General features: G+C 61.0%; 9 protein-coding genes. All 9 read left to right on the top strand.

Features of this window, described 5'->3' with window-relative positions; genetic code table 11:
• The coding region (locus tag RCJ00_RS07090) for a peptidoglycan D,D-transpeptidase FtsI family protein (protein WP_316221066.1) at positions 1–1,692 on the top strand (1,692 nt) is incomplete at its 5' end.
• On the top strand, positions 1,693–3,159 hold the full coding sequence (locus RCJ00_RS07085; protein ID WP_316221065.1) for a UDP-N-acetylmuramoyl-L-alanyl-D-glutamate--2,6-diaminopimelate ligase: 1,467 nt from the start codon (positions 1,693–1,695) through the stop codon (positions 3,157–3,159). It begins immediately after the preceding gene.
• A gap of 119 nt (positions 3,160–3,278) precedes the next feature.
• The gene (locus tag RCJ00_RS07080) at positions 3,279–4,691 is read left to right on the top strand and encodes a hypothetical protein (RefSeq protein ID WP_316221064.1); all 1,413 of its coding nucleotides are present in this window, start codon (positions 3,279–3,281) and stop codon (positions 4,689–4,691) included.
• A 216-nt stretch (positions 4,692–4,907) separates the two neighbouring features.
• Complete coding sequence (locus RCJ00_RS07075) at positions 4,908–6,302, top strand: UDP-N-acetylmuramoyl-tripeptide--D-alanyl-D-alanine ligase (RefSeq protein ID WP_316221063.1); 1,395 nt, start codon at positions 4,908–4,910, stop codon at positions 6,300–6,302.
• Between the two features lie 67 nt (positions 6,303–6,369).
• Entirely contained in the window at positions 6,370–7,482 is a 1,113-nt protein-coding gene (mraY, locus tag RCJ00_RS07070; RefSeq protein ID WP_316221062.1) for a phospho-N-acetylmuramoyl-pentapeptide-transferase, read from the top strand.
• 8 nt (positions 7,483–7,490) lie between these two features.
• Positions 7,491–8,903 carry a UDP-N-acetylmuramoyl-L-alanine--D-glutamate ligase gene (murD, locus tag RCJ00_RS07065; RefSeq protein WP_316221061.1) on the top strand — a complete coding sequence of 471 codons (1,413 nt, stop codon included), beginning with the start codon at positions 7,491–7,493 and terminating at the stop codon, positions 8,901–8,903.
• A gap of 292 nt (positions 8,904–9,195) precedes the next feature.
• Positions 9,196–10,353, top strand: a complete 1,158-nt coding sequence (locus RCJ00_RS07060) for a peptidoglycan glycosyltransferase FtsW (protein WP_316221060.1) — start codon at positions 9,196–9,198, stop codon at positions 10,351–10,353.
• 63 nt (positions 10,354–10,416) lie between these two features.
• Complete coding sequence (gene murG / locus RCJ00_RS07055) at positions 10,417–11,571, top strand: undecaprenyldiphospho-muramoylpentapeptide beta-N-acetylglucosaminyltransferase (protein WP_316221059.1); 1,155 nt, start codon at positions 10,417–10,419, stop codon at positions 11,569–11,571.
• Positions 11,568–12,644 (top strand): AI-2E family transporter, encoded by a 1,077-nt coding sequence (locus RCJ00_RS07050; protein WP_316221058.1) that lies wholly within the window; start codon positions 11,568–11,570, stop codon positions 12,642–12,644. Before murG ends, RCJ00_RS07050 begins: the two co-directional genes overlap by 4 nt.
• Positions 12,645–12,653 lie beyond the last annotated feature (9 nt).

Below are 12,653 nucleotides of genomic sequence, written 5' to 3'. Positions count from 1 at the left end.
AAAGTTGAACACGCTTTTGAACGGGCCAATGCGTCGGGGGTGAAGGCATCCAGTACACGGATGCGCATTTTCTGTATTCTGGTCGGCATGACCGCGGCCTACGTGCTATTGGCCGGCTTCGCCATGCGCGCCTCATTGGCTGGCGGCGCCCAGGTGACGGCCCTGAGCGGGGAACCAAATGCGCGATCGCAACTGGTGGATCGCAACGGCCAGCTTCTGGCCACCGATGTCAATAATTACAGTATTTTTGTCGACCCGAAGGACATGACCGGCGAAGATCGCGCCCTGGTGCGGCGGGCATTGCTGCAGATTTTCCCCGACCTGCCGCGCGATCAGATCGAAAAGCCGTTCAAAGCGAACAAACGCCTGCTGCTGACCAACAACCTCAAGCCGGGCAAGCGTGATGAAATCCTGAATTACGGCCTGCCCGGGATCAGTTTCGAAGCCGAGCGCGTGCGTGACTATCCACTGGCCAACACGGGATCTGCCTATATCGGCATGACCCAGCGTGGCGGCGAGGGCCTGTCCGGTGCCGAAAAGGCCTTGCAGGACCAGATTGCCGCCAGCGCGGTCAATGACACGCCTGTGCAACTGGCCATGGACCTGCGTATCCAAGGCGCGCTCGAAAACGAATTGCGGGCGATGGCGGAGGCGCAACGCGCTCAAGGTGCCATCGGGATCGTCACCAATGTCCGGACTGGCGAAGTGTTGGGCATGGCGAGCTGGCCGGATTTCGATCTGAACCGCCCCGGCGCATCCAGCGATGCCGCCAAGCGCAACCACGCCGCGGTGGATCGTTACGAACTGGGTTCGATCTTCAAGGTCATCTCCATCTCCGTTGGCCTGGATACCGGCACGGCATCGTTGAGCTCGGTTTATGATGGCCGCCAGCCGTTCAAGCTTGGGTCGCGTATCATCCACGATGATCACGAATCGACCGAGTTGATGAGCCTGGCCGACGTTTTCATCAAATCGTCCAATATCGGTACGTCGCGTGTCGCCCTTGATGTCGGCGCCACCGCCATGACGCGCTATTACGAAGCGCTGGGCCTGTTCCGCTCCGCCGATATCGAATTGACCGAGCCGGCGTCACCCCTGCTTCCGGGTCGGTGGTCGGACAGCTCCCTGGTGTCCTCGGCCTTCGGTCAGGGCATGGCCATTACCCCGCTCAGCTTTGTCGAAGCCGCCAATGCCACACTCAACGGCGGTTACCTGCGCCCCCTGACCATCCGTAAGTATGACGGCCATTCGCCGCTTGCAGGTTCGCAGGTTTTCTCCGCGGCCACCTCGCGCACCATGCTGGAACTGATGCGCGAAAACGTGCTGAAGGGCACCGGCACGCGCGCCAATGCACCGGGTCTTCGGGTCGGCGGCAAGACCGGTACGGCTCAGAAGCCGGTGAACGGGCGTTATACCGCCGACCGTGTGTCCTCCTTCTATGCCGTCTTCCCGACCGACGGACCTGTGGATGGCGATCGCTATTCTATTCTGGTTACCTTCGACTCGCCCCAGGGTGCCAAGGAAAGCAGCGGCGTGAAAACCGGCGCTTACGTGGCGGCGCCTGTTGCCGGCCACGTCATCGAACGTATCGCGCCATTCCTCGGCGTGGGCCGCCGCGAGGACAAGTTTACCGGACCGGAATGGGATAAGGCGCCCGTTCAGGCCGAAGACGTAACCGGAGACGAACACTAAATGACGGCCCAAGTCTCCCTGCGTTTGTCCGATATACTGCGACGGGATCTCGACACCGATCCTATGGTCACGGGTGTCACCGCCGACAGCCGCAAGGTGGGCGAGGGCGTCCTTTTCTGTGCCTTGCCCGGCAATGCCGTTGATGGCCGCCAGTTCATTTCCCAGGCGCTCAAGCAGGGGGCGGCCGCCATTCTGGCGCCCGAAGGCACGCTGGCCGAAGCTGGCTCCGTTGTCGTCAACGTCGCCGATGTGCGTCGCGCCTATGCTTTGGCAGCCAAGGCGTTCTACGGTGCGCAACCCAAAACCTGCGTCGCCATTACCGGCACCAACGGCAAGACGAGCGTCGCCACCTTCTGTCGCCAGATTTTCAGCCGCCTGGGCCATAAATCGGCCAGCATGGGCACGTTGGGGGTTGTGACGCAGGATGTCGATGGTACGGAAATCGCCCTCACCGGACCCGGGCTTACCACACCGGACGCCGCTGACCTGGCGCGGCATCTGGCGGAACTGGCCGGCAGTGGGGTAACTCACTTGGCGCTGGAAGCCTCCTCGCACGGCATCGATCAGCGCCGGTTGGACGGGGTATCGCTCGCGGCCGCCGGATTCACCAATCTAACCCAGGATCACCTCGATTATCACGCGACGATGGAGGCCTACCGGACGGCAAAGTTGCGCCTGTTCGAGCAGCTTTTGCCGCGCGGCAAGACGGCGGTTCTGAACGCCGATTCCGACGCCTATAACGCCTTTGCCGCCATGTCGATCCTGTCGGGCGTGTCTGTGATGAGCGTCGGCGAACGCGGCGGTGCCCTATGCATGACCGGGCGTGATCTGACCGTGGATGGCCAGATTCTCTATCTGGAGCACCAGGGCAAAAAATACGAAACCAAGTTGCCTTTGGCGGGACTTTTTCAGGCGTCGAACGCACTTGTTGCCGCTGGCCTGGCCATTGCCGCCGGCGAGGACGCGGGTCGCGTGATCGAGGCCCTGTCGCACCTCAAGGGGGCGCGCGGCCGCCTGGAACGCGCTGGTGCCAAATCGAACGGTGCTGAAGTCTATGTCGATTATGCCCATACGCCTGACGGCCTCGAAACCGTCCTTAAGGCTTTGCGCCCCCACACTCATGGCAAGCTGGTTTGCGTCTTCGGGTGCGGCGGTGATCGCGACCGCGGCAAGCGTCCGCAGATGGGCGCCATAGCCCAGCGCCTGGCTGACCGGGCCATAGTGACCGATGATAATCCGCGCACGGAAGACCCGGCCGCTATCCGTGCCGATGTTCTAGGCGGAATGGATAACGGCGCCGTTGAAATCGCCGATCGCCGGACCGCCATTTTCGAGGCGGTGGCGACCCTGAAAGCGGGCGATGTGCTGGTTGTTGCCGGCAAAGGCCATGAACAAGGGCAGATCGTCGGCGCGACCGTCCTGCCGTTCGACGACGCCAGCGTCGTGCGTGAGGCCCTGTCGAAATAGGTTCGTTCAGCGCCGGTTCATCACGCTCCGCGCACTCTCCGATCACCGGTACAGGTTTGGGCGGCTTGATCGCTTCCCCAGATTGACGGTATGAAGGGCCATAAGATCGGGGTGGGGCGATGACAAATATTCGTTTTTGGGTGCCATTTTCAGTGGCACTTGCGGTTTTTCTGCCTGCGGCGGCTTGGGCGCAGCGGCCGCAGCCGGTTCTGGTCGAGCCCGCGCGCTATGGCACCGTTCGGGCGGTAGAAGGCGCCGACCTTCAGGTTGCCGCGCAGCGCGCCGGCTGCCCGGTGAAATACCAACCCATCGCGGGCGGCCCTTGCTTCGACAAGATCAAGTTGAAACCGGCCGCTCAGGGAGAGACGCGCGTGCTGGGTTTGAACGCACCGCCGCGTGGCACCTGGGTATCCGGCATCTATGGCCGCGACTATGCGGTGTACGACCTGTTTCCTACCGCCGAAGGGTTTCAGGCGCGCCGGATTGAATTCACAACCTCGGATGTCCGTGTGCCGCGCGACTGCTATGCGCTGGCGGGTGAGGCTGTCGAATACGCGTTACATGACAGCGTGGCGACGGAAACGCAGGTGGTGAGCTGTGGTGGCGGGCCGCGCACCCCCAATGGTCCCTTTGCGCCCGACGGACCGCCCCTGAGGTCCGGAGGTGCGGACGGCTGGCATCGTACGGAAACGGTACGGGCGGCGGGCCCCGCACGTTATCTGGCCACGACCGGCGGCGATTGCGATCCGCAGTTCAGCCTGAGGACAGCCTGGTGCGCCGAACCGGCGATCCGCTATCTGCAAACCCACCCGGACGAAAAAGAACTCGATCTGATCGCCGCGCAACAGCCGGTCAAGGCCGGAGACGTGCTGTATGGCAAGGCCATTGATCAATGGGTGCTGAAACGCAAGGGTGATCGAAAGTTCAAGGCGGATGCCCGCTGGTTCGACAAGGCTTACCTGAATAGCGCCGACGGCTGCCGGTTTGCTGAAGAGGTGGGCTGGTACGTGGAAGACCGGTCCGACGGCCTGTACATCGTCGAAAAGGCCGTCAGCACCTGTGGTGCGCCGCCGGCCCCTGTACCGACCGAAATCTGGGAAGCCTATGGCGAGGATCTGTTTTTGGTCGACTGCTCCGACCGCCGCAACTGGCGCGATGGCCGTCCACGCCACACATCGGACGGAAAGGACAGTCCGCCGGAAGCCGCCGAATGCTTCGATCCGGCTCGAGACTATCTGCGTAGCCAGGGGTTGCGCCGCGCCACGGTGGTAGTTCTGAACAGCCGCGTCGTCGTCGATGATCGCCTGTATGACGGCAGTTATAATCGCTATGACGTGGCCGAGGTGACGCTTAACTCGGATAAGAGCCTGTCGGCGCGGCGTCTCGACAGCTACCTGCCGTCGGACATCTATATGAGTCGCTGCTCGCAAATGACCGGCGGCCCGTCGCAGTCGAAGGGGTTTGTCGTCACGCGCTCCATGGGTATTCGCTGGGCGACGCCGTATCGTTGGATGGAATGCCCCGTCTACTAATCGGCGCACCGGAGCGGGCTGCAAACGGCCGTCTGTCTCTGCTTCGCTGCTCACGTACTTAAAGTACGCTGCGCGGCGATGCTCGACAGCCAATCGTTTTCGCCTCGCCCGGGGCACGCCGACGGCGGCCGCCGGTGGGCGCGTTAACACACTCGCGCTTGCCTAAATCGCTGAGTCAGGTTCAATGGCGTTTTCTCTACTAGACGCGCGTGAGCCATGGCTGATACCCCTCTCTGGACCTTTGACGAACTGGCCAAGGCCACGGGCGGGACCTTGACCGGCGCCGGCAGCGTTTCGGCGGCGACCGGTATCAATTTCGACAGCCGCGCTCTGTTGCCAGGCGACGTCTTCCTGGCGCTCAAAGGCGTGCGCGATGGCCATGATTTCGTGGCGCAGGCCTTTCAATCCGGGGCCGCCATCGCCATCACCCGCCGTCCGATCGACGGCGGTCCCTGTCTGCTGGTGCCCGATGTCCAGGTCGCGCTCGAAAAACTGGCGGTGTTTGCGCGTAATCGGGCGGTGAATGCGCGTCGCGGGGCGGTTACCGGCTCGGTGGGCAAGACCAGCGTCACTCAGATGGTGATGCAGGGGCTGACACGCGCCGGGCGGGCCCATTCGGCGATCAAGAGTTTCAACAACCATATTGGCGTCCCGCTGACCCTGGCGCGTATGCCGGCGGATACAGAACGTGCTGTCTTCGAAATCGGCATGAACCACGCCGACGAAATCACGCCCTTGTCGGAATTCGTTGCGCCGCACGCCGCCATTATTACAACGGTCGGCGGCGCACATACCGAGAATTTCCCCGACGGCGACGAAGGTGTGGCGCGCGCCAAGGCCGAAATCTTTGACGGACTCGTGCCGGGCGGCCTTGCCATCCTGAACGCTGACAATGTCTGGTTCGACTTTCTGCAACGCGAAGCGCGCGGCAATGGCGCGCTGGTGGCCGCCTTCGGTGAAACCGGCGGTACGGATGCACAACTGTTGTCTCACATTATCAATGGTGATCGCGCCGATATCACCGCGCGCTTTCACGGTAGGGACATCGCCTTTTCGCTGTCCCATACCGGTCGGCATCAGGCGATGAATGCCATGGCGGTCCTGCTCATGCTCGAAGCGCTCGATGTCGATCTCGACACCTCGCTTGCGGCCCTGGAAGGGGCGGCGGCGCTAGACGGGCGGGGCAAGGTCACGCAAAAGGCGTTCAAGGGCGGCGAGATTACCGTCATCGACGAAAGCTATAATGCCAACCCGGTATCGATGACGGCCACCTTGCAGTCGCTCGGCAACCGGCCGAAAGGGGCGGAATCACGCAAAATTGTCGTCCTCACCGACATGCTTGAACTGGGGCCACAGGCGGCTCGCCTGCATGCCGATCTGGCGACGGTCATCGAGGCGCAGGACATTGACAGCGTTTATCTGGCAGGCCCTTTGATGAAAAACCTGTGGGAGGCCCTGCCATCCGCATTGCGCGGCGGCTACGCTGAAACCGCGCAGGAATTGACGCCGGCTCTGATTGAGGGCTTGCAAGGGGGGGATGTGGTCATGGTAAAGGGCTCGAACGGCTCACGGGCCGGACTAATCGCGAAAGCACTGTTGTCGGCAGACTGAAATCAAGACGGGCGGCTCTGACGTCCCGAGGATAAGGCCCCGCATAGGATAAGGGCAAAGGAACTGTATGTTTTATCTGCTGTACGAACATTTTCAGGGCATGAATGAGCATTGGCCCCTGATCAACCTGATGAAGTACCAGACGGTGCGTATCTTCCTGGCCATGATCACGTCTATGGTCGTCGCCGTCGCCATGGGGTCACGCTTTATCCGCTGGATGCGCGCCAAGCAGGGCCGCGGCCAGCCAATCCGCGAGGACGGCCCCTCGACGCACCTTCTGACGAAAAAGGGTACGCCGACCATGGGCGGACTGATGATCCTGGCCGGGATCGCGGTCGGCACCATCCTGTGGGCCGATCCGCATTCGGCGTCGGCCTGGGTGGTCTTCGGCGTGACCATGGCTTACGGCCTACTGGGGTTCATAGACGATTACGCCAAGGTGACCAAGCAGACCTCGGCCGGCCTGACCTCCATACAGAAGCTGATTGCTCAGATCGCGGTCGCCGTCGTTGCCGTCCTGGTGCTGATCTACTACTCGCCGGTGCCGGCGGATGCGCCGCAACTGGCGACCTCTCTGGTCGTGCCGGTCTTCAAGACCTTCATCTTCAATCTGGGCTATTTTTATGTCGTCTTCGGCGCCGTTGTCATTGTCGGTGCGTCGAATGCGGTCAACCTGACCGATGGCCTGGATGGTCTGGCTATTGTGCCGGTGATGATTGCTGCGGGGGCCTTTTCCCTAATTGCCTACCTGGTCGGCAATATCAAGTTCGCGAACTATCTGATCATCCACTTCGTGCCGGGTTCCGGTGAAGTGGCCGTTATTCTGGCGGCCATTATCGGCGGCGGCATGGGCTTTTTGTGGTATAATGCGCCGCCAGCCAAGATTTTCATGGGCGATACCGGTTCGCTGGCCCTCGGTGGCGGTCTCGGCGCGGTCGCCGTGGCGCTCAAGCATGAAATCGTGCTGGCCATCATCGGTGGTCTGTTCGTCATGGAGGCCTTGTCGGTCATGATTCAGGTCGGTTATTTCAAGCTGACCAAGAAACGCGTGTTCCTGATGGCGCCCATCCATCACCATTTCGAGAAGCTGGGTTGGCCGGAATCCACGGTCGTTATCCGTTTCTGGATCGTTGCTGCTATGCTGGCCATGATCGGGTTGGCCACGCTTAAAATACGTTAGGTTCGAGTATGATACCGGTTAAAGGCTTTGAGGGGAAACAGGTGGCGATCTTCGGTCTGGGGCGGTCCGGGCTGAGTGCGGCGCGCGCCCTCAAGGCGGGTGGCGCGGAACCGATCCTGTGGGACGACAAACCCTCCAATCTTTTGCCGGCCACGAAGGAAGGGTTTACGGTTGAGAACCTGAAGACCGCCGACTGGTCCGAATTCGCCGCACTCGTGCTGTCGCCCGGTGTGCCTTTGACCCATCCTGCGCCACACTGGACCGTGGATATGGCCAAGGCGGCGGGCGTGCCGGTGCTGGGCGATATCGAGTTGTTTGCGCGCACCCTGGCCATCCTGCCGGCGCACAAGCGTCCGCGCACCGTGGCGATTACCGGCACAAACGGCAAATCGACTACCACTGCCCTGATCGGCCATATCCTGAAATCGGCCGGCCGCGACGTGCATGTTGGCGGCAATATTGGCATCGGCATCCTGGACCTGCCCGAAATGCACGCCGGCGCCATCTATGTCATCGAAACCTCGTCCTATCAGTTGGACCTGACCCTTAGCTTCGCGCCGGATGTCAGCGTGCTGATGAATATCACGCCGGACCATCTCGACCGGCATGGCGGCATGGAAGGCTATATCAAGGCCAAGAAGCGCATCTTCATGGCGCAAAGCTCCAAGCAGACCGCCATTATCGGTGCTGATGACGATTATACCGCGGCCCTGATCAGCGATATGCGGGTCAATTCCCCGGTAAAGCTGATCTCGATTTCGGCCCGCCGCACACTCGGCCATGGCGTCTATGCCCTCAATGGCGTGCTCTATGATGGCACCAGTGTCCGCGCCCGCCAGGTGATCGATCTCAAGGCCGTACGCACCCTGACCGGCCGCCACAACTGGCAGAATGCCGCCGCCGCCTATTCGGCCTGCAAGGCGCTTGGCTTGGAAATGGACGAAATCGTCAATGGCATGCGCACCTTCCCCGGATTGGCCCATCGCATGCAGGAAATCGGCCGGATCGGCCGGGTGCGTTTCATCAACGATTCCAAGGCGACCAATGCGGATGCGGCACGCCAGGCCATGTCTTCGTTCGACCACTTTTACTGGATCGCGGGTGGCAAGGCCAAGGCCGGCGGGATTGAGGACCTACGCGACCTGTTCGACCGGGTAAAGCACGCCTATCTGATCGGTGAGGCGGCGGAACTGTTCGAAGCCACGATCGGCAAGGCCGCCCCCTGCACGCAGTCGCGCCTTTTGTTCACCGCCGTGGCCCAGGCCTATGCCCAAGCAGAAAAAACTGGCCGCGAAGAAATTGTCCTTTTTTCTCCGGCGTGCGCGTCCTTCGATCAATTCACGGATTTCGAAGCGCGTGGCGATGCCTTCCGCGATGCGGTCAGCGAAATCAAGATCGGTGTCACCGGCGAGAAGGTTTAAAGCTTTCGCGGCCCGATATTGGTGTCATCGGCCCTGCCGTTGCATCCCCATTGGGCAAACCTGCCCAAACAATAAGAATCTGTTAGGAAAGAGCGGGTCGGTTAAGGCGATTTTAACCACGTTTTGTTGAATCCTGTTGGTCTTTAGAGCGGTCTGCATACTGATTGGCTCACGCTAAGGTATGCAGACCCCTCTACATTTTACGTTTTCCACATCTCGCGTTCAATTTGACTTACAAATCGAACGCGAGATGCTTAGCCCAAAAGTCAATCTGTCCGGACAGGATGCGTTCATGACTCAAGCCTATGCCCATCCGTTCACGCGAACGGACCGCTCGCCTACCGCCATCTGGTGGTGGACGCTGGACCGCGTCACCTTGACCCTGGCGCTGATCCTTCTGGTGCTCGGCTTCTTCTTTTCATTCTCGTCCTCGCCCGTCGCGGCGCCGCACGTCAGCAATTACGACACGTTTTACTACACCAAACGTCACTTCTTTTTTGCCATCCTGACCGCCGGCGTGATGATCGCCATTTCCATGCTGTCGCTCAAGGGCGTCAAGCGAGTCAGCCTCCTGGCCTATGGCGCGGCGATTTCGATTATGGCCATGCTGCCGCTGATCGGCCACGCCGCGAAAGGGGGACGGCGCTGGCTGGAACTGGGGCCAATCGCCCTGCAACCATCGGAATTTCTCAAGCCGGCCCTGATCATTCTGATCGCCTGGATGTTTTCCGAGGGACAAAAGGGCAAGGGGGTGCCGGGGGTCACCGTCGCCTTCTGTCTTTACGCCCTGGCCATCGGCCTGTTGCTCATCCAGCCTGACGTGGGCCAATCCATTCTGATCACCATTGCCTTTGGGGCCTGTTTCTTCATTTCGGGCGTGCCGTTCCGCTGGATTCTCGGCATGCTGGGGGGGGCGGTGACGGGGTTGGTCGGCCTGTTCTTCATCCAGCCGCACTTTCGCACCCGGATCATGGGCTTCATCGCGCCGGACGCCGATTCCGGCTTCCAGGTCGCCAAGGCCAAGGCGGCCATCGCCAATGGCGGCCTGTGGGGCGTCGGTCTCAATGAAGGCGTCATGAAGCGCCATATTCCCGATCTTCATACCGATTTCATCTATTCGGTCGTGGCGGAAGAATACGGCCTGTGGCTGATCCTTATCCTCATTGGAATCTTCGGCTTCATCATTCTGCGCGGCCTGCTAAAGGCCATGGCGATGCAGGATCCGTTTCGCCAGATCGCAACGTCGGGACTGTACATCATGTTGGGCATGCAGGTGCTCATCAACGTGTCGGTCAACCTCGGCCTCATCCCGCCTAAGGGCATGACCTTGCCGTTCATTTCCTACGGCGGGTCGTCCATGCTGGCCATGGGCCTGACGCTGGGCTTCATTCTGGCCCTGACACGCAAGCGTCAGGAAGAGATTCCACAGGACGACCCGACGAAGTGGTAAAAGGCCTTAGCTTTTTATTTGTGAACCGTTATGGTTCGGCGAGACGATTTTCGGGGACGCGCCTTGGCTACGCCTAAACCACCAAAACCGCGCCGCAAGGCCTCTTCTTTTTCGCAAAAACCTTTGGCCGTCGTGGCTGCCGGCGGTACTGGCGGCCATATGTTTCCTGCCGAAGCGCTGGCGCGTGAATTGATCGACCGCGGCTGGGACATAGTGCTTGCCTCGGACAAGCGCGGAGCCGCCTATGCAGACGCATTTCCGGCCATTGAGCGCCTGTCGCTCGAGGCCGCCACGTTCAAAGCGGGCGATCCTATCGGGATGGCGCGCGCTGCCTTTAAGATCGGCACCGGTATCCTGCAGGCGCGCAAGGCCTTCAAGCGTCTGAAGCCCTGGGCCGTCATCGGCTTCGGCGGCTATCCCTCCTATCCCGCCCTGATGGCGGCGCTGGGGCGCAAGGATATCACCCTGATCCACGAACAAAATTCGGTGCTGGGCCGCTCCAACCGTCAATTGGTTAAAAAGGTCGATGCCGTTGCCTGCGCCTTTCCGGTTTTGCGCCTGGCGCCGGATGAACTGGAAGGCAAGGTTCAGGTGGTTGGCAATCCGGTGCGGCCTGATATCCGTGAGCTTTACGATCAACCCTATCCACCAACCGATGGCCTGATCCGGATTCTGGTCACCGGCGGTTCGCAAGGGGCGAAAATCCTGTCTGAAACCGTCCCGCAGGCGCTAGCCCTGTTGCCGATGTCGCTGCGTATCAACCTGTCGGTCGAACAGCAGGCGCGTGAGGAACAGGCGGAAGCGGCGAAGAAGACCTATGCCGCGGCGGAAATTCAAGCGGACGTCGCTCCCTTTTTCAATAATATGGCCGAACGTCTGGGCCGCGCCCATATCGTGATCGGTCGGGCGGGGGCTTCGACGGTCTGCGAACTGGCGGTGGCCGGAAAGCCGTCGATCCTCATTCCGCTCCGCATCGCCGCTGACGACCACCAGACCTACAATGCCGAGGTGTTGAAGGAGGCCAAGGCCGCCATCGTCATCCGGGAGCAAGACTTTACCGCCGAACGGTTGCGCGACGAAGTTCGCACCCTGCTGGAAGGTGCGTCGTTGCTGCCAATGCGGGCCAGCGCGGCGAAATCGGTGGCGCGACCGGATGCCGCCCGCCTGTTGGCCGATTTGGTCGAACGGACCGTCAAAAGCGTAAGGGAGCCCTCATGACCCAAACCGGCAAGGCCCTGGACATTGCCTTCATCCAGCGTGTCCTTTTTGTCATTCTGGCCATTGCGGCTAGCCTGCTCGTTTTCAAGCTGCTTGGATTGTGGCTGCTGATTTTCGGCGCCATCGTGATCGCCACCGTCTTGCGCGCCCTCGCCGAGCCTTTGATCAAATATACACCGCTAAACGATACTCTGGCCGTGCTGACCGTGCTTGTCGTAGTGCTGGGCTTCATCGCCGTCACCTTTACCCTTTTCGGTTACGAGCTGACCCAGCAGGCGCAAAATCTGACCAAGCAGTTGCCCGCCGCATGGGAGGCGTTGCAGGTGCGTTTGCAGGTGCTGGGCCTCAATGATGAGGTGCAAAAACAGCTATCGGCATTGGGCCAGCAGGCGGGGGGGCTGACGTCCAAAATCCCGCTGATTGCGGGAAGCGTGTTTTCCAGCCTGGCCAACCTCCTTGTGGCCACGATCGCGGGCATTATCCTGGCCATCAATCCCAAAAAATACCGCGACGGCGTCGTGTTCCTCTTTTCTGCCGAGCATAAGGAACGCGTGCGCGATGCCATGAACGTTGCCGGTCATGCTTTGCGGCTGTGGTTTGTCGGCCAGTTCATTTCCATGGTGCTGGTTGGCACCCTGACCGCTGTGGGCCTGTCCATACTGGGCGTACCCTCTGCGCTTGCCCTGGGCATGGTGTCTGGCCTGGCGCAGTTCGTGCCGATCGTTGGTCCGGTGGTATCGGCGGGGCCTGGCCTGTTGCTGGCGGCCGTTTCCGGCTGGCAGGTCCTTATCTGGGCACTGGTCATCTATGTCGGCGTCTCGCAACTGGAAAGCAACCTCATTACCCCGGCAGTTCAGCGTCGTATCGCCTCTATCCCGGTTATCGTCACCCTGTTCGCCGTCATCGGGTTTGCCGGTCTCCTCGGGCCAATGGGCGTGCTGTTTGCCATGCCCCTGACCGTGATCATCTATACGCTGATCCGGCGGCTGTATGCCGGTGAGGACGTCACTGAACTCGCGGACGAAAAACCGCAACGGCCGGCGCGCAAACACAGGACGCCAAAAGCCTCGTGACAGCCTGCG

This window comes from Asticcacaulis aquihabitans (assembly GCF_032490435.1).
Taxonomy (GTDB): domain Bacteria; phylum Pseudomonadota; class Alphaproteobacteria; order Caulobacterales; family Caulobacteraceae; genus Asticcacaulis.
The sequence above is the reverse complement of the archived record's forward strand: the minus strand, read 5'-3'. Positions and strand labels throughout refer to the sequence as shown.